Below are 24179 nucleotides of genomic sequence, written 5' to 3'. Positions count from 1 at the left end.
TGAAATGGTAATATATACTAAATGGAGAAAGAGGCTGAAAAAAATGAAACATATTCCGTTGAATATGCTGAGAAAAAATCTGTCAGATATTCCTCAGTTTTCTTTGCCAGATGGATATAGCATCCGCTTCTATGAAAAAGGTGATGAACGTCATTGGGCAAAAATTGAAACAAGCGTCGATGAATTTAAGGAAGAAGCAGCAGCACTAGCGTACTTTGAGAAGGAATTTGGTCTGTTTACAGATGAGATGACAAAGCGCTGCCTGTTTGTTGAAAATGAAGATGGAGAAGAAATAGCGACAACTACTGCCTGGCATGGTGATTTAAGAGGGGATGGAGAAATCAGTGGAAGAATTCACTGGGTAGGCGTTACGCCAGCATATCAAGGTAAAAAACTCGCGAAGCCTTTAATGACAGCAGCAATGAACACCTTGGCTGAATACCATTCTAAAGCATATCTCACAACACAAACAACAAGTTTCCAAGCAATTAATATGTATTTAAATTACGGTTTTGAACCATATCTTATGGAACCGACTTGTGAGGAAGGCTGGAGATTAATGGAGCAAAAACTGGAACGAAAAATTTTAAAACGTTATTAAAGGAGGAAGACAATGATTAAGGCAGCTATTTTTGATTTCGACGGCCTCATTCTAGATACAGAAACTGCTTGGTTCGATGCTTATAGAGAGGTTCTTCATAATCAATTTCAATTTGATTTACCGCTTGAAGAATTTGTGAAATGTGTTGGTTCAGATGATACTGTGCTTTTTTCTTATCTGCAGAAAGAATTAGACTACCAGTTGAATACAGGATTTATTCGTAACGAAGCTCGAAAACTTCATAGCCAATATGTGAGTGATGCAAAAGCGAGAGAAGGTGTGGTAGATTATCTGAGAGATGCAAAAAATGAAGGTTTAACGGTCTCCCTAGCAACGAGTTCAACAACCAAATGGGCAACAACACATTTAACAAATTTAAACTTGCTTTCTTATTTTGATTTTTTGGTAACTCAGGATATGGTAAAAAGAGTGAAACCAGCGCCAGACATATTTCTAAAAACACTTGAAAAATTAGATTTAGAAGCACACGAGGCAGTGGTTTTTGAGGATTCCTTAAATGGTTTAGTTGCTGCACAGGAGGTAAAACTTCCTACAGTAATTATACCGAATCCAGTTACTGCTGCATTACCTTTTGAAAATTATCATTTAAAATTAAATTCGATGACTGATATGTCCTTACATGAAATTTTAAAATCATTAAATAAATAAATAAATTTGAAAATTATATTGCATGCAAATGGAAAGAAGGTTAGGTGGAGAGATGTTAAAGGATTTGGAAGGTGGATTAGTTGTATCCTGCCAAGCTTTAGAAGGTGAGCCAATGCATGGCTCATCTCATATGGCTTCGATGGCTCTGGCAGCAGAACAGGGAGGGGCAGCAGGAATTCGTGCAAATGGACCAGAAGACATTCAGGCAATTAAGGTAAAAGTTGATCTACCGGTTATTGGTATTTTAAAAAAGCAATATCCTGGTTTTCAAGCTTTTATAACAAGTACAAAAGAAGATGCAAAATTAGTTGCAGAAGCTGGTGCCGATATTATAGCTATTGATGCAACAAATGGCAAAAGAAAAGAAGACTTGCCAAAATTAATTGAATATATAAAAAAAGATCTAAATAAACTGGTGATGGCAGATGTGGCAACGCTTCAGGAAGGGGTTCAAGCAGAGTCTCTGGGATGTGATATGGTAGGTACAACGTTATCTGGATATACAAAAGATACAAAAGGGAGACCTAGACCAGATTTTTGCTTGATGGAAAGTTTGGTGTATACATTGAAGGTACCTGTGATTGCAGAAGGAAATATTGATACACCGGAAAAAGCTAAAAAAGCAATGGATATCGGTGTAGCATTTGTCGTAGTAGGTGCAGCAATTACCAGGCCGCAGTTGATCACGAGAAAATTTGCAGAAAGGCTGAAAAGAAAATGAGAAATGCAATAGGGATAGATATTGGCGGCACAAAAATAGCGATGGGTTTAGTTCAAGAAAATGGAATATTATTAAAAAAGGAGGAATTTACCACCTTAAGAAAAGAAAAAGGTGAGAAAATCCTTCGTATGATAACAGATAGAATCCCTTCCTTCTATGACGAAAATACAACAGGTATTGGCATCGGATCGGCTGGGCAGATTGGACATTCCGGCAAGGTACTTTCAGCGACAGATACGTTCAGTGATTGGCAGGGCCTGCCGATTCAAACCTGGTTAGAAAATGAAACAGGATACCGGGTTGCTGTTGTTAACGATGTGCAGGCAATGGGGTTAGGAGAACAGTATTTTGGAGCAGGCAGAGATGTAAAGAATTTTCTTTGTGTAGCGATAGGAACTGGAATTGGCGGAGCGATTATAGCAGATGGACAACTCCTGCGTGGGCATGCTGGAGCTGCAGGCGAAGTTGGACATATGGTTCTATATCCAAACGGCCGGGAATGTCCATGCGGAAATAAAGGCTGCTTTGAAGCGTATGCTTCCGGAACAGCGTTAGAAGCAATGTATGCAGAAAATTTTAAGGAGGTGAAGAAAGGACAGGAAATTTTTGCAGAGGCTTTAGGTGATAATGAGAATGCAGCTTTCATCATCAATCAATATATAGAAAATTTAGCTATTGGAATGACATCGTTGACAAATATTTTTAATCCGGAAAAAATCATTCTGGGGGGCGGGGTATCCGGCTCATTAGTACCATTCATCACAGATATACGAAAGCAGGTTCGCAATCAAGTAAATAAAATCAATAAAGATGTAGAGATTGAATTATCAATGCTTGGCGGAGATGCCATGATAATAGGTGCAGCAAGTTTAGTATTTTAATTGGAACTATCAAATATAAAGGAGATGTTTTGTGTTGAATAAATTAAATGTAGCTGTAATCGGTATGGGAGTAATGGGGCAATCACATGCAAGGATTTATTCGGAGCTTCCTCATGTGAATTTAGTAGCAGTCCACGATATTAATCAGGAGCATGCAGAAAATTTGGCTGAACAATTTCGGACAACGGCCGTTCATAGTTTAGAAGAATTGTTGAAAGATGAGAATGTGCATGCAGTCAGTATTTGTACATCAGATGATCAGCATTTTGATGTTGCCTGTAAAGCTTGTAACTTTCATAAACATATTCTGATTGAAAAACCATTGGCTGATAATGTAGCGGATGCTCAAGGGATTATTGATAAAGTGAAAGAAACTGGTGTGAAAATGATGGTCGGTCACACATTGCGTTGGGATCCGAGATATTACAATGCGAAACAGGCGGTGGCAGCAGGGAAAATCGGCGAACCTGTCCATCTTCATTCCCGGCGTAATAATTCCTATCAGAATGGAAGAAGATTAAAAGGAAGAACATCTGTCGTCATGTTTTTAGGTGTTCATGATTTAGAAGCTATTGAATGGATTACCGAAGATAAGATTGTGGAAGTTTCTGCAGTTGAAGTAAGAAAGCGCTTAAAAGAATTTAATGTTGCAGATGCTATTATAACAACATTAAAATTTGAATCTGGAACAATTGGCAGCTATGAGACGAGCTGGGTTTTACCGGATAATCATGTAGAACTGGATGCCAAGCTTGATATTATCGGAACGGACGGTGTTATCAATATTGATATTCTCGACCAGTCTATCCGGGTATTTGAAAAAGGTAATAAGATTACGTTCCCGGACACCATGTATGGAGTGGATTTATATGGGACACAGACTGGAATCATGAAGGAAGAGCTAAGTTCTTTTGTAGATAGCGTTCTGAATGATAAAGAATTTCCTATTCTAGTAGAAGAAGCCTTAAGAGCAGTTAAAATTGTCAGAAGTATTGAAAAATCACTTGAAACTGGTCAGCCAGTGAAAGTAGATCAATAAAAAAGCTGATCATAACAAAAGGGGTTGTAACGAATGAGCGGGCAAAAGAAGAGTATTCGTTCAAGGATTCAAACGTATGGCAGTAATTTAAGCAGTATGATTATACCTAATCTTGGAGCTTTTATCGCATGGGGAATCTTAACAGCGATTGCTGTACCGACACAACTGGAGCTTTTTACTAATTTTATCAGTCCAATGCTAAATTATCTGCTTCCATTACTGATTGGTTTTACCGGTGGACGTATCCTCCATGATTTTCGCGGAGGGGTCGTAGGTGCTGTTGCAACAATGGGAGTCATTGTTGCAGCAGATATACCAATGTTTATTGGGGCAATGATTATGGGACCGCTAGGCGGATTAGCAATTAAAAAGTTTGATCAGCTCTTTGAAGGTAAAATCAAGTCGGGGTTTGAATTATTGGTTAATAATTTTTCAGCTGGAATTATCGGAGCAATACTAGCATTATTTGGGTCAATCGCTATTGGTCCATTTGTGAATGCGCTTACCAGGTTGTTAGGAGCAGGAGTAGACTTTTTAGTAAGCCACGGTCTTCTTCCGCTTGTCAGTATTTTTATTGAGCCGGCAAAAGTAATGTTTCTTAACAATGCAATCAATCAAGGTATCTTAAATCCAATCGCAAGTAGTCAGATAGAAGAAACTGGTAAGTCTGTGCTATATTTACTCGAAGCCAACCCTGGTCCAGGTCTAGGTATATTGCTGGCATTTATGCTTTTTGGTAAAGGAGCAACGAAAGCATCAGCTTATGGCGCTGGAATTATCCATTTTATTGGCGGAATCCATGAGATTTATTTCCCGTATGTATTAATGAAGCCAACACTGATTATTGCTGCTATTTTAGGGGGAATGACAGGTATATTTACGTTAACAATGTTTGATGCTGGCTTAGTGAGTGTAGCCTCTCCGGGAAGTATTATCTCTATCTTATTAATGACGGCTACGGACAGTTATATCGGTGTTACTTTAAGTGTTCTGTTTGCTACTGCAGTATCTTTTGCTATTGCATCGGTTATTCTTAAGTTTGATAAAAAAGTCGATAGTGAAGATTTGGTAGAAGCAAGTAAAAAAATGGAAGCGATCAAAGGGAAGAAGAGCAGTGTTGTTTCTGGCTTGAATAATTCAAACCAGACAGAAGATAATGAAACAATCGATTTTGGAAATGTAAAGCATATTATATTTGCTTGTGACGCAGGTCTTGGGTCAAGTGCAATGGGGGCTTCATTGGTTAAAAAGAAACTGAAGGATGCAGGGTACGAGGAGATTACTGTTAAAAATATTGCTATCAGCAATTTGCCGACTGAGGCAGATATTATGTTTACACATAAAGAGCTTACAGACCGTGCGAAAAAGAAGCAGCCAGATGTTTATCATGTATCTATTGATAACTTCTTAAACAGTCCATCCTATGATGAAGTTGTAGAACATATTAAAGCTGCCCGAAGCTTAGACAGAGAGAAAAAAGTTGATAAACTATTGACAGAAGAAAATATAAAACTGTCTGGTGAAGCGAAGAATAAAGAGCAGGCGATAGCCGAAGCTGGCAGAATCCTTGTGGAACAAGGTTACGTTTCTGAAGAATATGTTGAGAAAATGCTTGAAAGAGAAAAAAGCGTATCAACCTATATGGGAAACCTCTTAGCTATTCCTCATGGTACAGATGATGCGAAAGAAGTAGTTTACCAATCTGGTTTAGCAATCGTAGTTTATGAAAGTCCAATAGATTGGGACGGAAATGAAGTGAGGTTAGTTATTGGCATTGCTGGAAAAGGAAATGAGCACTTGGAGATATTGTCTTCTATTGCTACTAGCTGCTCTGAATTAGAAAATGTAGAGCAATTGATTAATATAAAAAATAAGAAGGATGTTATAACATTTTTTTCAGAAACAGAAGATTAATCTTTAAGTATAATATAAAATCACCGTATCGAATTTATATTTTAAAATACATTCGATACGGTGATTTTGTCTGTAACCCTTAAATTGGACTTTGAATTAATTAGACAGCTTTAGAAAAGTTTAATGGGCAAGGCAGGATAACAGATACTTAAGTTAGACATTGAAGATATTCCAGCACCCCAGCGTAATCAGAAATACAGATGGTAAAAAAGATAAACGCTGTAAGGCAGGTATTCTCCATAAATAACTTCCGAACATGATTCCGCTAAATAAAAACAATCCACTCATGCCGGCTGTTAATAACGCGGTAATCAGCGGGGAGTATCCAAGCATCGCAGCGCCGATTCCGGCACCAAATGCATCGAGAGCTAAAGCGAAACCTAATAGAATGGATTCGTTAATAGAGATAATACCTGACTTATCTAAATCGGCTTCTTTTGGACGAGTGAGCACAGTTTTCATATTTTCAAATTTAACATTGGAAGAAGCGTGATCTCCATTTTTGGCTGCTTCCGTTTCTCGTGAGCGAAACATGGTAATAAGGGAGAAGAAGCCTAAAAAGATAAGAATCCCTCCGCCAAGCATGCTGGCTCCCTGAGGAGAAATAAAGGAACGTAAGAAATCGCCTACCTCCATCGATAGAAAGACAATCAATCCGGAGCAGAACATAATAACAAATAAAGAGAGAAGAGGCACTTTGATTTGCCGCATCCCATAGGTTATTCCTACACTAAATCCATCCAGACTTACCGCAATAACGAGTAAAAGCATACCTGTATATATCATACGTAACATCCTCTTTCTAATAGTGCATGCTCAAAAAAGTCAATTAAAGCGTTCATTGCTTATTATTCGGGGATTTTTTGAACATCCTCTAATAAGTAGAAGTAAAAGCTTCAAAAAAGAGTATGAAGCCATGTCATTCCTGTAATTTTTGTGTATGATATTCTATGTTTTTGGGTGCAATGTGTGCCTTGGGTGAACGTATTAGAAGGAAATATGTTAAAGTAGTATCAGACTAGAAATCGATAAAATGAGGGATAGATATGAGTAAGACAGTGGTATTAGCAGAAAAGCCGTCTGTAGGCAGAGATATAGCAAGAGTCCTCGGATGTAACAAAAAAGGAAATGGTTATCAAGAGGGAAAACAGTATATTGTGACATGGGCATTGGGACATTTAGTTACATTAGCAGATCCCGAAACGTACGACCCTAAGTATAAAACATGGAATATGGAAGATTTGCCGATGCTTCCGGACCATTTGAAATTAGTGGTCATGAAGAAGACGGGCAAGCAATTTCAAGCGGTGAAGCAGCAAATGTCACGTCAGGATGTAGGGGACATTGTAATTGCCACTGATGCCGGGCGAGAAGGAGAGCTCGTTGCCAGATGGATTATTGAAAAAGCGCGTGTTAAGAAGCCGGTGCAGCGTCTGTGGATCAGCTCGGTTACGGATAAAGCAATTAAGGACGGCTTTCGGAATTTAAAGCCTGGAAATCAGTATTGGAATCTGTATCAATCTGCGGTAGCGCGTTCGGAAGCGGATTGGTATGTCGGATTAAATGCAACAAGAGCCCTGACCACCAAGCATAATGCGTCCTTATCCAGCGGCCGCGTCCAGACGCCGACACTGGAAATGATTGCGATGCGCGAACAGGAAATCAATCAATTCAAGCCAAAAACCTATTATCAGCTGCAGGGAAAAACAAAAGGCGGGTTTGCCGTTACGTGGAAGGATAAAAAGAATCAGTCCCGTATTTTCTCGAAAGAAGCAGCAGATAAATTAAAGGCAAAGGTATCGAAGGAAAAAGCATTTATTCAGCATGTGGATAAAAAGCATAAGAAAAAGCATGCACCAACCTTATATGACTTAACGGATTTACAGCGGGATGCCAACCGGATTTATCAATTCTCCGGAAAACAAACCTTAACTGTACTGCAGAAATTATATGAGCAGCATAAGCTTGTCACCTATCCGCGAACCGATTCAAGGCATCTGTCAACGGATATGGTCTCTACATTAAAAGAACGTGTAAGGGCATGTGGTGTGGATGAATATGCGAAAGCAGCGAATAAAATTTTAAAAGATGATTTACGCACTGGAAAAGCCATTGTGGATAACAGCAAGGTAACCGATCACCATGCGATTATTCCAACAGAAGAAACAGTGGATTATAGCGCGCTGTCTAACCAGGAGCGGAAAATTTATCAGCTGATTGTCCAACGTTTCTTAGGAGCACTTTCCAAGCCGTATGAATATGAACAGACAAGTATTACGGTAGAAGCTGCGGGAGAAATCTTTGAAGCAAAAGGAAACAGAGTTGTTGCTTTAGGCTGGAAGGAAATTTACCAGCATCAAGCAGACGATGAGGAAGAGATTCGTTCCAATGTCCCTCAAGTAACAAAAGGAGAGGAAATGGCGCTCAGCTTTACTATCAAAGAAGGGCAGACGACACCGCCGGAACGGTTTACAGAGGGAAGCCTCCTGCAGGCAATGGAAAACCCGACGAAATATATGGAAACGAAAAAACAAGAGCTTGTGAAAACAATGAAGCAGACTGGCGGTATTGGAACAGTTGCTACACGTGCGGATATTATTGAAAAGCTGTTCAATAATCAATATATGGAGCTGAAAGGAAAGTATATTTATCTGACCTCAACCGGCAGACAATTACTAGAATTAGCACCAGAAAAGCTCCGTTCTCCTATTTTAACGGCAGAATGGGAACAAAAATTAGCACAGATTGCAGAAGGCAAGCTGAAAAAGGATGTCTTTTTAAAGGAAATTAAGACATATACCAAACAGGCAGTCCAAGAAATAAAAGCAAGTGAGGAAAAGTTCAAGCATGATAATATGACAGGGACAAAATGCCCGAAATGCGGCAAGCTGATGCTGGAAGTAAAAAACAAGCACGGGAAACGACTCGTCTGTCAGGACCGCAGCTGCGGCGGGAAAAAGAATATCGCAAAGTATACGAATGCCCGCTGTCCTAATTGCCATAAGCGTCTAGAGCTCCGTGGTGAGGGAGAAGGCCAGATGTTTACGTGCTCCTGCGGTCACCGTGAAAAACTTTCCACCTTCCAAGCGAGAAAAGAGAAGGAAAAGAATCAGAAGGTGTCTAAAAAAGATGTTAATAAGTATATGAAAAAGCAGGATGATTTTAAAAATAACGCACTTGCGGATGCGCTTGCGAAATTAAAAGATAAATAAGGCAGTGAAGTCCCCGTATGAAAAACGGGGGCTTTTCTGCTGGAAAAGTAAAACGCAGCGAGAAGGGAAGCAGGAAGTCTGACGAAGCAGCAGTAACATCTACCTGAGTAAAAAGACCGTATTTCCTGAAAAATCCATAATTTGCAGTTTGATTTAAGTGTTATATAATAGGAAGAAGAGACGGCTAAAATGTAGAAGGGATGATTGATATGGATGCCTTTTCTGTAATCAAATCACTCAATAACAATGTTCTTATTGCCGAAGATATGAATCAAAATGAAGTTATCCTTATCGGGAAGGGCATCGGATTTGCTAAAAAGAAGCGAGATCTCATTGAATCCAAAACCGTGGAGAAGCTGTTTGTTCTTCGGGATAGAGAGGAACAGGAAAATTATAAAAAAATAATTGACAATATCGATGAAAAAACACTGCAGAGTATTGTGGATTCGATAGAAATAATCAAAAAACGCATCAATACATTCACGGATGAGCATACGCTGGTTGCGTTGACCGATCATATTATTTTCGCGATTGCCCGTCTGCAGCAGGGGTTAGAAATTCGTAATCCATTTTTAGCAGAGACGAAGGTGCTTTATCCATTTGAATATGAAATTGCTTCCGAAATTGTAGAATATATGAATCAATTTTTACCAGTTCATTTGCCGGAGGGAGAAATTGGTTTTGTTGCATTACACGTTCATAGTGCAATGGAGGGAACAGCACTAAATGAAATCAACCGGTATTCACAGCTTGTATCTAATTTAATCAAGATAATCGAGGATCAGCTCTATATAACACTAGATAGAGACAGTATGGATTATGTCCGTTTTGTCAGACATCTCCGGTACACAATAGAACGGGTTTTAAATGGGGACAAGGTAGAGGAGCCGCGAAAAATGGCAGACCTGCTAAAAGAAGAATATCCCGTGTTTTATAATTTGTCCTGGAAGCTGATTAAAATTATGCAGCAGACGTTAAAAAAACCTGTTTATGATGCGGAATCTGTCTATTTGACAATTCATTTGCAGCGGCTGCACGAAAACATCCAGCTAAAATCAAAAACGAATTAATTTATTTCGCACTTATACGTGTGACTGATTCGATCAGGCATGAGTAGGAATACTTAGATAACGGCGGGTACAGTATTTCTGTATCCATAAGCGCTATCCTTGTGTTTTTACTGATGTCTTTTTTATTGTCGGAAAGAAACGAAAGAGGTGATTGAGATGTTCAAAAAAACGTTTGGAGGTCTTCAAAAAGTCGGCAGAGCGCTTATGCTGCCGGTAGCACTCTTGCCGGCGGCAGGTCTTTTGCTTGGATTTGGCAATGCTGCCCAGCAGCATACCATGCTTGGCTATCTTCCTTTTTTGGAAGCGGATTGGATTCAGCTGACTGCAACGGTAATGGAAGACGCCGGCGGTATTATATTTGATAATTTGCCGCTGCTTTTTGCGATTGGTGTGGCGATAGGGCTGGCAAGTGACGGTACGGCCGGTCTTGCTGCGCTGGTAGGTTATTTGGTGATGAATCAGGTAATGGGTTCGTTTATGCAGGTAACCCCAGAATTGATAGCGGAGGATCCCGGATTTGCAAGCGTGCTTGGAATAGGAACCTTACAGACCGGTGTATTTGGTGGAATTATTGCCGGGGTGATAGCTGCCTATTGTTTTAACCGGTTTCATCATATGGAGATGCCATCCTACTTAGGATTCTTTGCAGGAAAACGGTTTGTCCCCATCGTGACTGCAGCTGTTTCCTTCCTTGCCGGCATTTTATTAATGTTTATCTGGCCGACAATCCAATATATCATGAACAGCGCTTCCTATTGGCTGATTGAAGAAGGTACATATATTGCTGTATTTATGTTTGGGTTTATTAAACGTCTATTGATTCCTTTTGGACTGCATCATATTTTTCACTCTCCTTTTTGGTATGAATTTGGCACATATACCAACCTTGCCGGTGAAATCATTCGCGGAGATATGACGATATTCTTTGCGCAATTAAGAGATAATGCAGAGATTACGGCAGGGAATTTTATGGCCGGGGAATTTCCGATTATGATGTTCGGGTTGCCTGCTGCAGCACTTGCGATGTATCATACGGCACGACCGGAGAATAAAAAACTGGTTGCGGGACTGCTGGCTTCAGGAGCTTTAACGTCCTTCCTAACAGGAATTACCGAACCGCTTGAGTTTTCATTCTTATTTGTATCGCCATTCCTGTTCTTTATTCACGCTGTGTTAGATGGATTATCCTTTGTATTGATGACATGGTTCAGTGTCAATGTCGGTTATACCTTCTCTGGAGGAGCTATAGACTTTGTGCTGTTCGGTGTTTTGCCGAATCAGGAATCATGGTGGATAGCGATCATAGTCGGGCTTCTGTTTGCTATCCTTTATTACTTCTTATTCCGCTTTTTTATTAAGAAATTTAATCTGATGACACCGGGAAGAGAAAAAGCGGTGGAATCAAATGAGAGCGGAGAGCAAAGAAAGCCTGCTGATTTAGCTTATCATGTACTGGAGGCAATGGGCGGACGAGAAAATATTACGCATTTGGATGCTTGTATCACGCGATTACGGGCATCAGTAAATTCGATTCAACATGTTGATAAGCATCAGCTAAAACAGCTTGGAGCTACAGGTATACAAGAGGTAGGGGATAATATCCAAGCTATTTTCGGACCGCGTTCGGAAATTATTAAAGGACAAATGCAAGATATCATATCTGGGAGAACGCCTAGACCAGCATTAGACAGTTCGAGTTTATATACTGTGGATGAAATAAATCTTCAAAGACAGCATCCTGATAGTGTGGAAGGGATTGCTTCTCCTCTAAGCGGAAAACTCATTCCGCTTTCAAATGTTCCTGATCAACTATTTTCCAGCAGGATGATGGGAGACGGCTTTGCAGTTGAGCCGTCAGATGGAATCGTTGTTTCTCCGGTAAATGGAAGAGTCAGTAACATCTTTCCTACCAAGCATGCAATTAGTCTGGAATCGGAAACAGGTAAAGAAATCATGATTCATATCGGAATCGATACCGTGCATCTCAAAGGAGAAGGATTTGACATATTTGTAAAAGAAGGCGAAGAAGTGGGAACAGGCCAGCCTTTATTAAATGCAGACTTAGAATATATCGATAAAAATGCCAAGTCAACGATTACACCAATTATCTTTACCAATCTGGAAGATGGCCGGCAAATCGAATTACTGAAAAGGGAAGGATATGCTGGAGAAAAAGGGATTATTGAAATCAAATAATGTGAAAGCTTTATTTTTTCACAGAAAATACACATAAATAAAGGTGAAACAGTTTACTTCATTCTTTAAAAGAATTATCATTTAAGGTGAACCATGTTTATTCATGTAAGGAGGGTTTTCTTTCCATGGCTTTTGTTATTCTTGATCCATGCAGAGGAGAAAAAGCAGGAGAATGCGTCAGTGTTTGCCCTGTTGATTGTATAGAAGAAGGACTCAAGCAATTTTATATTGATCCGGATATTTGCATTGATTGCGGCGCATGCAAAGCAGTTTGCCCCGTATCTGCAATCGAAGAGGAGTATGATTTGACTCCAGATCAAGAGAAGTATTTAGAAGAAGCAGAAGAATTTTTTGCGAATCGGTAGGTACTTTTGATTGGAGCGCGTTATAAAAATAGCCCGTCTGTTTTAAAAGCAGACGGGCTATTTTGGTATGTTCTGACCGAACTAATAGAATGTTCAAAGGGTTGTTCGAAATATAAAATATAGAGTAATGAAAAATACTAATGATACTCTTGAAAATCAACCCAGGAAAGCCTAATTTTTATCGATGCACCTGTTATTCATCTTCAGAGATTTCTTGTACTTCCTCAGCCAATTTACTGGCAATCCAGCGTTTTGCCGTTTCTTCGTCGATTTCATATTCTTTGCCGGCACGTAGTAAATCTCCGTGGTAGGCAGTTTGTACGTTCATTTTTACTTTCATGGGGATGCTCCTTCTGATGGGGTGTTTTCTTCTATGATATCATAGAAGGAAGTTAATGTGTTTAGGTGCATAGTTATGTGCTTCAAATTTTTACAAACGTGGAATGGGTACGATATTACTTGATATGTTAAAAATACTTTTGTACGTAACTTTTGGGTTTTTAAATACCGATATTTGGTAATTCGATTAAGAATCTCTACCGACAGAGTTCTTTCTGTTCTTTGGAGGAAAAGATTCCCTTTACGTTAATTTTCATGCAAACTGAAAGGATGAAATAGAGTTTATTTAGAAAGAAAGTGCAAATAGCTCGATACTAAAATAAAGGAGAATACTTATGTCTCATAGACTAAACGGAAAAGTGGCATTGGTTACAGGAGCTTCAAGAGGACTTGGGAAACATATAAGTAAAACGTTAGCAGATGCAGGAGCTACAGTCATCGTGAACTATGCGAATAATTACAAAAATGCGCAAGATACGGTTGATTTTATTGCATCCGATGGAGGAAGAGCGATAGCCATTCAAGGTGATGTACGGGATGAAGAATCAGTAGAAAAGCTGATAAAACAGGCAGAAGAAAAAACACAAGGAAGTATTGATATATTGGTTAATAACGCTACTGGTCCCCAGCCTGTATTATCAATTGAAGAACTTACATGGCAAGATTATTTAGCGCAACTCGAATTCTTTGTAAAAGCGCCATTATTATTAACAAAGGCTGTCCTGCCAGGGATGAAAGAAAAAAAGAATGGTCGAATTATAAATATCGGAAGTGAAGTAGTTCAATTAGGTATTCCTAATCATTCAAACTATGTCATGGCCAAGGCTGCCCAGCTAGGGTTGACACGCTCCTGGGCAAATGAACTTGGTTCTTTTAGTATTACTGTTAATATGATTAACCCTGGGTTTATACCGGTTGAACGACATGAAGCAGAAGATACGAGTGAATATCGGAGTGGAGTTCCACTTGGCAGAATGGGAGTCCCTCAAGATATAGGAAATGCTGTTTTATTTCTTGCCTCAGACGCAGGAAATTTCATCACTGGTCAATCGTTATCTGTAAATGGAGGGAATACGTTAGGGATATAAGGGAGAAGCAAGCGGTTGCACAATCAATTATCTGATTGTGCAACCGCTTTTTGAATCTAAAAGAAATAATCAAAATTTGCATGATAAAGCTTTCTGTTTCATTAGAAAATATTAGGTGATACTCTCAAAAATTATTGCTGAGATGTAAATTCAAAAATCGACTCATCCTCATATAAAACAGTTTTCTATTGCTTTTATCGAATTATGTATTATGATAAAAATACAATGTAAAGGATTACATTTAGTTCAATTACTTTTTTAGAGAGGTGATATGGTTTATAAAAAAGATATATTTATATGTTGAAAAGAGGGGATTATATTGCCGACAATTCAGGATGTTGCCAAACATGCAGGGGTGTCCGTTGCTACTGTATCGCGAGTATTAAACAATCCTTCATCGGTTGCAGAATTAACACGCAAGAAAGTCGAACAATCCATCCGGGAATTGGATTATTCACCAAATATCTTAGGTCGGAATTTACGGAACGCGGAAAGTAAGATGTTATTAGTGTTATTACCTAAGATATCTAACCAATTTTATTTGAAAATTGTAGAAGGGATAGAAGAAAAAGCACTTGAGTATGGTTATAATATTCTGCTTTGTCAAACGCATTCTAAATTGGAAAGGGAAAAAGTATATTTTGATTTATTAAAAAATCAACTGGCTGTGGGCGCGATTACGATGGATCCAACAATTGACCGTCAAGTATTGGTTAATATGGCAAAAAGGTATCCATTTGTACAATGCAGTGAATATGTAAGTTCGAAAAATTTGCCTTATGTAACAATAGATAGTGAATTAGCAGCTTATCAAGTAACAAAATATTTATTAAAACAGGGGCATCAGCGAATAGGACTCATAAATGTCAGCGAGTCATTTCTATACGCGAGGGATAGAAAAAAAGGATATCTTCGAGCATTAAAAGAATTTCATATTGAACCGGAAGAAGACTGGTTCTATTCTGCCAACGATGTGTCACTTGAATCGGGACAGCAGGTGATGCGTTCTATATTGAATAAGAACAAGGATCTTACAGCAGTGTTTGCTGTTTCAGATATGTTAGCTATTGGAGCATTGAAAGAATTAAATACCAGAGGGATTGATGTCCCAAATGAGATGGCAGTAGTGGGATTTGATAAGATTGAATTTACCAGCATGACATATCCTTCTTTAACTACCGTTGCACAGCCGATGTATAAAATGGGAGAGATATCGGTGGACATGCTGATAAAAAAAATACAGGGCGAAGAGGTAGAAGATATAATCTTAGAGCATGAACTTATTATAAGAGAGTCAACCTGATTAGAGATGTACCTATTGTTACAACAGAGAGGGGTTTTATTTTATCTGACTCTACCTATTACTAGCTAAGCACATGAACTAATAGCTGATTTAATTCAAAGTAAAGACTGAAAATTTAAAAAGAAACAATTGACCGGGAAGAACATTCTGCTATAATAAATGTAATCGATTTCATAGAGGGTCGACTAATAAAAAGAGGAGGATTTCTAATGCCGCAGATAAAGAAAATATTGCTGTTTGGAGTATTATATTTATTAGTTATTTTTATGGTTGCATGTAGTGGAGATAATGGTTCCGAGACAGACAGTAATGAAGGAAATGAAAGCGTTTCCGGTGAACGGGTAACGATTGTCTATGCGACAGGTGTAGATACAACAGGTGCCACGGAAAGTCAAATTGAAGCATTTGAACAAGAATACCCGCATATTAACGTGGAGTATCGTGAAATGCCGGCCGATACAGGCCAGCAGCATGATCAATATGTAACGATGTTTGGTTCTCAGAGTTCGGAAGTGGATGTATATAATGGAGATATTATTTGGCCAGCGGAGTTTGCTCAAGCCAACTATGCCTTGGAGTTAGATCGTTTTATAGAAGCAGACAGCTTTAATTTAGATAATCACTTTGATGGTCCCATTCAAGCAGGTAATTACAATGGCAGACAGTGGGCATTGCCGATATATATGAATGCTTCCTTTCTTTATTACCGTACAGATATAACAGATACACCGCCTGCGACTTGGGATGAATTGATTGAGCAAGCGGAAGAAATGCAAGGAGAAGAAGGAACAGAATTTGGTTATTTAATGCAAGGCTCTCAGTATGAAGGGATGGTAACCAATTTTATTGAAATTATCGCTTCTTATGGGGGAAGCGTTATCGATGAAAATAATAATGTAGTCATTAATAGTCCTGAAACAATTAAAGGCTTAGAAAAATTTGCAGAAATTGCACAATCTGATTTTGTACCAGGGAATATCTTGAATTTTCAAGAGATTGAAACAGAAAATGCATGGATTGCAGGGGATGCTGTATTTGCCCGTAATTGGACATATATGCAGTCTTCATCCAATGACGAAGCACGTTCAGAAGTCGCAGGAAATGTAGACATTGCACCTATTCCTGCAGGTGATGAGGGAAGCACTTCAGCATTAGGCGGATGGATGGCAATGATTAATCGATATTCTGAACATCCAGAAGAATCCTGGGAATTAGTAAAGTTCCTGGCAAGTGAAGAAGGTCAAAAAATTGGAGCAGTAGAAGGCGCACGTGCCCCAACTGTAGAATCCCTGTATAATGATCCAGAGGTACAGGAAGCTGGACCATTATTTTCAAATCCAAGTTTCGTAGAAGGCTTAAGTGTGGCTGTGCCGCGTCCGGTATCCCCGATTTATCCAGAGATATCTGAAATTATTCAAATTGAGGTTTCTCGAGTATTAACAGGAGAACAGACGGCTGAAGAAGCAGTAGAAAATATGGAAGCACAATTGGAAGCAGCTTTAGAAGAGTAATGATAGGCAAGGTGGATAAGTAGTGAAAGGTTGTTCATCTTGCTTTTTATTTACGTATATTTTTTATGAAAAAAGCGTCTGTTACATCTACTGATATCATTTAATTGAACTTTTTTATTTGAAAAATATAGTAGAAACAAGTAATAACTGAAAATTTTTAAAGAAACGATTGACTGGAAGGAACATTCTGCTATAATAAATGTAATCGATTTCAAAGAGTGGTCGATTAACAAAAAGAGGAGGGTCTGTAATGCCACAGGTAAAGAAATTGTTATTGTTTGGAGTATTATTTTTATTAGTTGCTTTTATGGCTGCGTGTGGTGGAGATGGCGGTTCAGGGACAGATGATTCGGAAGCAGAAAGTAATGGAGAAAATGAAAGCGCTTCCGAAGACGGTGAGCAAGTAACGATTGTTTATGCTACAGGTGTGGATACGACTGGTAAAGTAGAAGCACAAATTGAAGAATTTGAGGAATTAAATCCAAATATTAAAGTTGATTATCGTGAAATGCCTTCAGATACAGGACAACAGCATGATCAATATGTAACCATGTTTAGTTCGCAAAGCTCTGAGATCGACGTGTTTAACGGTGACAGCATTTGGCCGGCTGAATTTGCTCAGGCAAACTATGCATTAGAATTAGACCGTTTCATTGAAGCAGACGGCATTGATTTAGAAGAGCACTTTGAAGGACCGATTCAAGCAGGTAATTTTAATGGCAGGCAATGGGCACTTCCATTATTTATTGACGCATCCTTCCTCTATTATCGTACAGATGTAACGGAAGAACCGCCAGCTACTTGGGATGAATTAATCGAACAAGCTGGTGAACTGCAAGGTGAAGGAGATACAGAGTTTGGTTATCTATTACAAGCATCTCAATATGAAGGCTTGGTGACAAACTTTGTTGAAATCATTGCTTCTTATGGCGGTGAAGTTATTAATGAAGATAATGAAGTAGTGGTAAATAGTCCTGAAACAATTAAAGGTTTAGAGAAATTAGCAGAAATAGTACAATCTGATTTTGTACCAGGTAATATCTTGAATTTCCAAGAGATCGAAACAGAAAATGCTTGGATTGCAGGAGATGCTGTATTTGCCCGTAACTGGCCATATATGCAATCTTCTTCCAATGATGAAGAGCGTTCTGAAGTTGTCGATAACGTACAAATCGCTCCATTACCTGCCGGTGATGAAGGAAGTGCTTCGGCATTAGGAGGCTGGACAGCAATGATTAATCGTTATACAGAGCATCCAGAAGAGTCTTGGGAATTAGTAAAATATTTAGCTGGTGAACAAGGTCAAAAAACAGGAGCAATTGTAGGAAATCACGCTCCAACTATCGAAGCGCTTTATGATGATCCAGAAGTACAAGAAGCTGCCCCTTTATTCCAAAATCCAGAATTTGTTGAGGGACTTAGTGCAGCTGTTCCACGACCAGTATCACCGATTTACCCTGAAATTTCCGATATCATTCAAATTCAGGTTTCACAAGTGCTGACTGGTGATCAAACAGCTGAACAAGCTGCAGAGAACATGCAGACACAAATCGAAAATGCTATGGAAGAATAAAGCTTTCTAAAGAGGTGAGCAAGATGAGCGCTTTGAATTTCATCTTGCTCTTTCTATTAAGTACATCAAAATGTGTGCTTAACGGAAAGGGAGGGGAAAAATGTGAAGAAATTTCATTTGAATGAAAAGCGGCTGGGTTATTTGATGATACTTCCATCTATCATACTTGTCGTATTAATTACATTGTGGCCAGTTGCCCAGTCCTTTTATAATAGTTTATTTGATTATCGCTTAAATGATCCGACAAGATCGGAGCGGATGTTAAGTGCCAATATGGATTTGGAACGCTATGTGGATAATTACTTTTATATCGACAGTCAGCTTAGCAATTTAGAAGGCAGTGCTGATGGTGATGATATAGCGGCTATTCAGCAGGCTAGAGAAACAATTGAAGGTTTCCATAGTGAATTGGCATCAGATAGTGAAATCAGTGCAAAAATGGAACAAATTGATGAGATGCTGATGAATTTCGAGCCGATTTCCGACAGCGATTTGAAATATGCGAAACTGGACAATGATTTCGCAGAAGATTATCGAACTGCTTTGACTTCTATTTCAGAAGAATTGCAGGTGATGGCTGGAGAAGCAGACAATGAGGATTTAGCACAGAATTATGAACAGACAAGCTCCTTAATTGAGGCTACCAGCACAAATATTTTGGAATCTAATTTTATTGGCTTCTCTAATTATGCTAAATATCTTCAGGATGGCCGAATGTGGAAATCATTAAGTAATACGATGATATTTACGATTGCTTCTGTTGCTTTTGAACTTGTATTAGGTTTGGCTGTTGCCTTATTAATTAACCGTACCTTCAGCGGCCGTGGTATTGTACGTGCCTCCGTGCTGATTCCTTGGGCAATCCCGACTGCAGTAGGTGCGATGATGTGGGGCTTCTTATTAGATGGTCAAACGGGTGTTATAGCGCATTATTTTAATGAATGGAACCTGATACCCAATTCATCTTGGCTGCTGTCTACCTCGTCTGGCGGGATGTTCTCAATAATTTTTGCCGATGTGTGGAAAACGACACCTTACATGGCATTATTGCTCTTAGCTGGACTGCAGACCATACCGAATTCCTTATATGAAGCAAGTGATGTAGATGGAGCCAACAAATTTCAACAGTTCTTTAAGATAACACTGCCGTTGTTGAAATCTTCTATTTTAGTTGCTTTATTATTTAGAACACTTGATGCCTTCCGGGTATTCGATCTTATCTATGTACTAACTGGCGGGGGACCAGCGAATGCTACCGAATCTATTTCGATATACGCATACATAACCTTGTTCTCGCAACAGAACTTTGGAGAAGGTTCCGTATTATCGGTTATTGTATTTTTAGCTGTAGCATTGATTAGCTTTATTTATGTACGCTTAATTGGTTCAGATCTATTCGCAGGACGTACGAAATAGGAAGGAGAAATAATATGAATAAACGTGCAGGTATAGGTTTCTATATATTTCTAATCATATTTGTATTTTTAGTGATGTTTCCGTTTATTTGGGTGTTCTTAACGTCGATAAAGCCTGTAGGAGAAATATTTACATCATTTAAATGGTTTACAACAAATCCTACGACCGAATCCTATGAAGCTGCGGTAACGAATCGCCCGCTTTTGCGATATATGTTAAATAGTTTTGTCGTTTCAACGGTAACAACAATTTTGGCGGTAGGTTGTGCTGCCTTTGCATCTTACGCAGTAACTAGATTACCGATAAAAGGGAAAGGTTTATTCCTGGGAGTTATTTTAGCTGCTTCCATGTTTCCACAAGTAGCAGTTATTTCGCCAATCTTCAATATCGTAACAGAGTTAGGCTTACGTAATAGTTATACGGGATTGGTTATTCCTTACATGACAATCAGTTTACCATTATCAATTTGGATTCTGTCTACCTTTTTTCAAAAGATTCCATTTGAATTGGAGGAATCTGCTAAACTTGATGGAGCCAGTCCATTTCAAACATTCCGTAAAATTATTTTACCGCTGGCGACACCAGGTATTTTTACGACTGCTATTCTGGTATTCATTGCGGCGTGGAATGAGTATTTATTTGCTCTAACAATTAATAGTGATGATGTATGGAGAACGGTACCAGTTGGAATTTCCATGTACCAAAGTGAATATTCTGTTCCTTGGGGAGATATCAGTGCAGCAACGGTTATTGTAACCATTCCAATTGTTATTTTAGTATTGATTTTCCAAAGACGAATTGTTTCAGGCTTAACATCAGGGTCTGTGAAAGAATAGAAATAAACATAGTTAGAGCGGATAACTTGAGGGTTATCCGCTCTAACTATGTGATAGAAATTCATCTCAGTAATTGTGGTTATGAGTCATGAAGGATTTATCCAGCATCCTTCTTTGTTTGATTTCATTGCTATTTCGTTAACTAAGGTTAGATTAATAACATCAGACTTATTTATAGACGGGGCAGTTCCATTTATAATTGCGGATGCCCATTGTTCCATAGGCATAGGCAATGCTTCTGGCGGGTTATCCGGTGTGGACCACTCCCCATTTCCAAATGTCTGGCGGATTTTGTTGTCTTCGATTAGTATCGTGCCTTCTGTTCCGTAGAGCTCTAATTGAAACGGACTGCCTTTGGATAGGAAACCAGTCTCGAGAATCCCCATCGCACCAGATTCATATTCTACTAAGACGACAGCGTTGTCATCTGCTCCAAGGTTGTTTGTATGATTCATATGGGAAACCAGTTTTTTTACATTACCAGCCAGCCGGTTAGTCAAATAGATGGGGTGGGCACCTAAATCAATTAATGCGCCGCCTCCAGATTGCTCTTTTTCAAAAAAACGCTTCGGTAACCAGCCCTCGCTTTCTCCCGGCCCTACAACCGCCCCATCATGAGCAGTACGGCATCGAATAGTAGTAAGTCTTCCAATCCAGTTATTATCTATTACCTTTTGCGCATATAAATAATAATCTTCTGTTAATCTTGGAAGTGAAACCATTAATTTAACGCCATATTGGTCTATCGTATTATAAATTTCCTCACAATCTTTCACTGTAAAAGCTAAAATTTTTTCAGTGAAAATATGTTTTTTATTTTTTGCAGCTGAGATAATTACTTCTTTATGCAAATTTGTTGGGGTAGTGACAACTACTCCTTCAATTGATGGATTTGTTAAAACCTTTTGAAGATCCGATTCAAAAGGGATTCCTAATTCCTCTGCCCACTTTTCTCCTCTGTCCGCATTTTCATCCCACACGAGTTTAATAGATAAATTATCATTAGCTTGAATTTCTCGGGCGTAGTCATCCGCATGTACATGCCACCTGCTTAACAATGCAATATTAACCAATTCAATTTCCCCCTAAATATATATTCTACAAAACTCATTTTTTAACTTTACTATTGATTAAAATAAACGGCTTTCCCCGTTCGTGCCGATTCGTATATTGCTTCCAATATTTGCGTGACAACAAGTGCTTCACTTGGCTTCACGACTGGTTCGGTATCATTGATAATACTTTCAATCCAATTTCTTGCTTCTAAATCAGGATCACTTTCAGAGTTACCGTCGTAAAATGCCACTCCTCCTGATTCCAATTCAATTTCCTGAGTATATAATTTACCAAAGTCTTCACCATTAATTCGTAATCCATTTTTCATATCTGCACCACTTTTCGTGCCGCTGAGAGAGCATTTTGCTTCATCCACGTCTAAGGAATTCAATGCCCAGCTAGATTCCAGAACAATTGTTGCGCCATTTTCCATCGTTATAAAACCAAATGCAGAATCTTCTACTGTAAAGGCCTCTGGATCCCAAGGTCCCCAGGCATTTGCTGCATTTTCATTTTTCCCTAATTTATGATAGACCGTTCCCATAACCGATTTGGGTTTATAGTTATTCATCATCCATAATGTTAAGTCAAGCGCATGTGTACCAATATCAATTAATGGTCCGCCTCCTTGCTTTTCTTCGTCGAGAAACACTCCCCATGTAGGTACTGCCCTTCTTCTTATAGCGTGTGCTTTTGCATAATATATTTCTCCCAAATCTCCTCGCTCACAAAGCTTATGCAGATGCTGGCTGTCGGGTCTAAATCGGTTATTATACCCAATCGTTAATTTTTTGCCTGTGCGTTCAGCTGCTTCTACCATCTTTTTAGCTTCTTCTGTTGTCTTGGCCATTGGTTTCTCACACATGACATGTTTTCCAGATTCCAACGCAGCCACTGTGATTTCCATATGCGCATTGTTTGGGGTACAGACATGAACAACATCAATGGATGTGTCTTGTAATAATTCTTTAAAGTCCACATATGTCTTCGCATCTTTCGTTCCATATTCCTTTGCAGCTTTTTCTGCCCTTTCAAGTACAATATCGCAAAACGCTGTCATTTCTACTTGCTCCAATTTGCTAAGGCTTGGCAGATGTTTTCCATTTGCAATTCCACCGCAACCGATAATTGCTATTTTAAGCTTTTTAACCATAATAAAACCTCCTATGAAAACGATTACATTTATATCAGTTTAAATTTAATTTTAACTATTGTCAATCTTGAATTATTCATAAAACCAAGTCTCACTCCAAATTTAAACAATAAATCATACGAAACCATATCAAGGCATTGTATTTAACAAAATAAAAGTTATAAAACAAGTGCTTTTTTCATATTATCCCTATATTTTATGTTAAAATATAATTCGAGAAAACGTTTTCATGATTTAGGTGAATTAAAAACTTCAAGTCATTTATAAGCTGTATTTTAGAAAGGAGAAAATCATGAGCGAATTAACGAGGAAACAGTATCCATTAAAAGGAAGAAAAATCTTGATTACAGGAGTCAGCAGACGAGCCGGAATAGGATATGCTATAGCCAGAAAAGCAGCTGCCCTTGGAGCTTCTATTATTATTCACCATTATCAAGCACACGATCGAGAGCAAGATTGGGGAGCTGATGACTTAGCTGCTGTGATAGAGGGAGTGAAAGCAGAGCTTGTAGAAGACGCAACATTTCATGAGTTCAAAGGCAACTTTATGGATGCTTCTGCTCCTGAAGAGTTGTTCAAAAAAATAAAAAAACATTGTGGACATGTAGACGGTTTAGTTTGTAATCATGCCTTGAGTGGTTCCGATGGACCTTTAGAAGAACTAACGGCAGAGATGATTGACAAACACTATATTATAAATACACGTTCTTCTCTGCTGCTTGCCCGATTATTTATGAAACAGCATTCATCCGAAAAAAATATTGGGAAGATTATTTTTATGACTTCCGGACAGCAGCAAGGCCCGATGCCCGGAGAAGTGGCTTATGCTACTGCAAAAGGCGGATTAGCAGAAATCGTCCTTACGTTAGCTGATGAATTAGCTGATAAAAATATTACAATTAATACAGTGAATCCTGGTCCAGTAGACACAGGTTATTTAATAGAAAGTAAATGGAAAGAGGTAAGAAGTAAATTCCCATTTAATCGTTTTGGGGAACCTAGTGATACGGCTAATCTCATAAGCTGGCTGTTAACTGACGAAGCGTCCTGGATTACAGGGCAGGTGATAAATTCAGAAGGCGGATTTGCACGATGGAGGACTTAAAGAGGGGGGAGTGTTGTTTGATTTATTTAATTGGTTTTAGATTTGATAATGAATATCTACTTAATTCCTATATTTAATGTATCTTTAAGCGTACAGTATAATTAGATTTAATTTATTAAAAATACCAAGTC

The 24179-nt window shown here is 38.7% G+C and carries 21 protein-coding genes; 17 read left to right on the top strand and 4 right to left on the bottom strand.

The genetic code is table 11. The annotated features are described in order from the left end of the window. Positions 1-43 precede the first annotated feature (43 nt). The 6 genes from ACW0TQ_RS14790 to ACW0TQ_RS14765 are packed head-to-tail and all read left to right on the top strand — an operon-like array spanning position 44 to position 5825. Positions 44-601 carry a GNAT family N-acetyltransferase gene (locus ACW0TQ_RS14790; RefSeq protein WP_256705010.1) on the top strand — a complete coding sequence of 186 codons (558 nt, stop codon included), beginning with the start codon at positions 44-46 and terminating at the stop codon, positions 599-601. Between the two features lie 12 nt (positions 602-613). Beyond that, positions 614-1270, top strand: a complete 657-nt coding sequence (locus ACW0TQ_RS14785) for an HAD family hydrolase (protein ID WP_256705009.1) — start codon at positions 614-616, stop codon at positions 1268-1270. Between the two features lie 52 nt (positions 1271-1322). Then, positions 1323-1991: an N-acetylmannosamine-6-phosphate 2-epimerase gene (locus ACW0TQ_RS14780; protein ID WP_256705008.1), complete on the top strand. Its 669-nt coding sequence runs from the start codon at positions 1323-1325 to the stop codon at positions 1989-1991. Beyond that, a complete protein-coding gene (locus ACW0TQ_RS14775) occupies positions 1988-2872 on the top strand; it encodes an ROK family protein (RefSeq protein WP_256705007.1) in 885 nt (294 codons plus the stop codon). Before ACW0TQ_RS14780 ends, ACW0TQ_RS14775 begins: the two co-directional genes overlap by 4 nt. A 34-nt stretch (positions 2873-2906) precedes the next feature. Beyond that, complete coding sequence (locus tag ACW0TQ_RS14770) at positions 2907-3911, top strand: Gfo/Idh/MocA family protein (protein WP_256705006.1); 1005 nt, start codon at positions 2907-2909, stop codon at positions 3909-3911. A gap of 33 nt (positions 3912-3944) precedes the next feature. Beyond that, a complete protein-coding gene (locus ACW0TQ_RS14765; protein ID WP_455725796.1) occupies positions 3945-5825 on the top strand; it encodes a PTS mannitol transporter subunit IICBA in 1881 nt (626 codons plus the stop codon). 153 nt (positions 5826-5978) lie between these two features. Here the strand turns inward: ACW0TQ_RS14765 and ytaF are convergent, their stop codons facing one another. After that, on the bottom strand, positions 5979-6611 hold the full coding sequence (gene ytaF, locus ACW0TQ_RS14760; protein WP_256705004.1) for a sporulation membrane protein YtaF: 633 nt from the start codon (positions 6609-6611) through the stop codon (positions 5979-5981). Between the two features lie 260 nt (positions 6612-6871). Here ytaF and ACW0TQ_RS14755 point away from each other — a divergent pair, with 260 nt between their 5' ends. The 4 genes from ACW0TQ_RS14755 (at position 6872) to ACW0TQ_RS14740 (ending at position 12668) form a co-directional block, all read left to right on the top strand. Further along, positions 6872-9037 carry a DNA topoisomerase III gene (locus tag ACW0TQ_RS14755; RefSeq protein WP_256705003.1) on the top strand — a complete coding sequence of 722 codons (2166 nt, stop codon included), beginning with the start codon at positions 6872-6874 and terminating at the stop codon, positions 9035-9037. 209 nt (positions 9038-9246) lie between these two features. Beyond that, positions 9247-10107: a glucose PTS transporter transcription antiterminator GlcT gene (gene glcT, locus ACW0TQ_RS14750; protein WP_212928335.1), complete on the top strand. Its 861-nt coding sequence runs from the start codon at positions 9247-9249 to the stop codon at positions 10105-10107. Between the two features lie 156 nt (positions 10108-10263). Further along, positions 10264-12303, top strand: a complete 2040-nt coding sequence (gene ptsG, locus ACW0TQ_RS14745; RefSeq protein ID WP_212928334.1) for a glucose-specific PTS transporter subunit IIBC — start codon at positions 10264-10266, stop codon at positions 12301-12303. A gap of 125 nt (positions 12304-12428) precedes the next feature. Further along, the gene (locus tag ACW0TQ_RS14740; RefSeq protein ID WP_042530092.1) at positions 12429-12668 is read left to right on the top strand and encodes a ferredoxin family protein; all 240 of its coding nucleotides are present in this window, start codon (positions 12429-12431) and stop codon (positions 12666-12668) included. Positions 12669-12861: 193 nt separating this feature from the next. On the opposite strand, the gene ACW0TQ_RS14735 is transcribed toward ACW0TQ_RS14740, so the two are convergent. Further along, entirely contained in the window at positions 12862-13008 is a 147-nt protein-coding gene (locus ACW0TQ_RS14735; RefSeq protein WP_193064245.1) for a hypothetical protein, read from the bottom strand. Positions 13009-13342: 334 nt separating this feature from the next. On the opposite strand from ACW0TQ_RS14735, the gene ACW0TQ_RS14730 reads away from it, so the two are divergent. From ACW0TQ_RS14730 to ACW0TQ_RS14705, 6 genes are all read left to right on the top strand, one after another. Further along, entirely contained in the window at positions 13343-14095 is a 753-nt protein-coding gene (locus tag ACW0TQ_RS14730) for an SDR family oxidoreductase (protein WP_212928333.1), read from the top strand. A gap of 319 nt (positions 14096-14414) precedes the next feature. After that, positions 14415-15398, top strand: coding sequence for a LacI family DNA-binding transcriptional regulator (locus ACW0TQ_RS14725; protein WP_212928332.1), 984 nt, complete (start codon positions 14415-14417; stop codon positions 15396-15398). A gap of 209 nt (positions 15399-15607) precedes the next feature. Then, positions 15608-16909, top strand: coding sequence for an ABC transporter substrate-binding protein (locus tag ACW0TQ_RS14720; protein ID WP_455725795.1), 1302 nt, complete (start codon positions 15608-15610; stop codon positions 16907-16909). Positions 16910-17159: 250 nt separating this feature from the next. Next, positions 17160-18482, top strand: coding sequence for an ABC transporter substrate-binding protein (locus ACW0TQ_RS14715; protein ID WP_212928330.1), 1323 nt, complete (start codon positions 17160-17162; stop codon positions 18480-18482). 144 nt (positions 18483-18626) lie between these two features. Next, positions 18627-19898 carry a carbohydrate ABC transporter permease gene (locus ACW0TQ_RS14710; protein WP_212928397.1) on the top strand — a complete coding sequence of 424 codons (1272 nt, stop codon included), beginning with the start codon at positions 18627-18629 and terminating at the stop codon, positions 19896-19898. 14 nt (positions 19899-19912) lie between these two features. Then, a complete protein-coding gene (locus tag ACW0TQ_RS14705) occupies positions 19913-20734 on the top strand; it encodes a carbohydrate ABC transporter permease (protein ID WP_042530103.1) in 822 nt (273 codons plus the stop codon). A gap of 86 nt (positions 20735-20820) precedes the next feature. On the opposite strand, the gene ACW0TQ_RS14700 is transcribed toward ACW0TQ_RS14705, so the two are convergent. After that, entirely contained in the window at positions 20821-21807 is a 987-nt protein-coding gene (locus ACW0TQ_RS14700; protein ID WP_042530104.1) for a Gfo/Idh/MocA family protein, read from the bottom strand. Between the two features lie 50 nt (positions 21808-21857). Continuing rightward, positions 21858-22943, bottom strand: a complete 1086-nt coding sequence (locus tag ACW0TQ_RS14695; RefSeq protein ID WP_455725794.1) for a Gfo/Idh/MocA family protein — start codon at positions 22941-22943, stop codon at positions 21858-21860. 292 nt (positions 22944-23235) lie between these two features. Between ACW0TQ_RS14695 and ACW0TQ_RS14690 the strand changes: the two genes are divergently transcribed. Continuing rightward, on the top strand, positions 23236-24048 hold the full coding sequence (locus tag ACW0TQ_RS14690; RefSeq protein ID WP_455725793.1) for an SDR family oxidoreductase: 813 nt from the start codon (positions 23236-23238) through the stop codon (positions 24046-24048). Positions 24049-24179: the final 131 nt, after the last annotated feature.

Source organism: Oceanobacillus sp. M60, assembly GCF_053839645.1.
This window is presented reverse-complemented; position numbering and strand designations above follow the sequence as displayed.

What these genes read in the sequence shown, in the direction of transcription:
- ACW0TQ_RS14790 (WP_256705010.1), top strand. Translation starts at nt 44, where the DNA reads ATGAAACATATTCCGTTGAATATGCTGAGAAAAAATCTGTCAGATATT.
- ACW0TQ_RS14785 (WP_256705009.1), top strand. Translation starts at nt 614, where the DNA reads ATGATTAAGGCAGCTATTTTTGATTTCGACGGCCTCATTCTAGATACA.
- ACW0TQ_RS14780 (WP_256705008.1), top strand. Translation starts at nt 1,323, where the DNA reads ATGTTAAAGGATTTGGAAGGTGGATTAGTTGTATCCTGCCAAGCTTTA.
- ACW0TQ_RS14775 (WP_256705007.1), top strand. Translation starts at nt 1,988, where the DNA reads ATGAGAAATGCAATAGGGATAGATATTGGCGGCACAAAAATAGCGATG.
- ACW0TQ_RS14765 (WP_455725796.1), top strand. Translation starts at nt 3,945, where the DNA reads ATGAGCGGGCAAAAGAAGAGTATTCGTTCAAGGATTCAAACGTATGGC.
- ytaF (WP_256705004.1), bottom strand. Translation starts at nt 6,611, where the DNA reads ATGATATATACAGGTATGCTTTTACTCGTTATTGCGGTAAGTCTGGAT.
- ACW0TQ_RS14755 (WP_256705003.1), top strand. Translation starts at nt 6,872, where the DNA reads ATGAGTAAGACAGTGGTATTAGCAGAAAAGCCGTCTGTAGGCAGAGAT.
- glcT (WP_212928335.1), top strand. Translation starts at nt 9,247, where the DNA reads ATGGATGCCTTTTCTGTAATCAAATCACTCAATAACAATGTTCTTATT.
- ptsG (WP_212928334.1), top strand. Translation starts at nt 10,264, where the DNA reads ATGTTCAAAAAAACGTTTGGAGGTCTTCAAAAAGTCGGCAGAGCGCTT.
- ACW0TQ_RS14740 (WP_042530092.1), top strand. Translation starts at nt 12,429, where the DNA reads ATGGCTTTTGTTATTCTTGATCCATGCAGAGGAGAAAAAGCAGGAGAA.
- ACW0TQ_RS14735 (WP_193064245.1), bottom strand. Translation starts at nt 13,008, where the DNA reads ATGAAAGTAAAAATGAACGTACAAACTGCCTACCACGGAGATTTACTA.
- ACW0TQ_RS14730 (WP_212928333.1), top strand. Translation starts at nt 13,343, where the DNA reads ATGTCTCATAGACTAAACGGAAAAGTGGCATTGGTTACAGGAGCTTCA.
- ACW0TQ_RS14720 (WP_455725795.1), top strand. Translation starts at nt 15,608, where the DNA reads ATGCCGCAGATAAAGAAAATATTGCTGTTTGGAGTATTATATTTATTA.
- ACW0TQ_RS14715 (WP_212928330.1), top strand. Translation starts at nt 17,160, where the DNA reads ATGCCACAGGTAAAGAAATTGTTATTGTTTGGAGTATTATTTTTATTA.
- ACW0TQ_RS14710 (WP_212928397.1), top strand. Translation starts at nt 18,627, where the DNA reads ATGATACTTCCATCTATCATACTTGTCGTATTAATTACATTGTGGCCA.
- ACW0TQ_RS14705 (WP_042530103.1), top strand. Translation starts at nt 19,913, where the DNA reads ATGAATAAACGTGCAGGTATAGGTTTCTATATATTTCTAATCATATTT.
- ACW0TQ_RS14695 (WP_455725794.1), bottom strand. Translation starts at nt 22,943, where the DNA reads ATGGTTAAAAAGCTTAAAATAGCAATTATCGGTTGCGGTGGAATTGCA.
- ACW0TQ_RS14690 (WP_455725793.1), top strand. Translation starts at nt 23,236, where the DNA reads ATGAGCGAATTAACGAGGAAACAGTATCCATTAAAAGGAAGAAAAATC.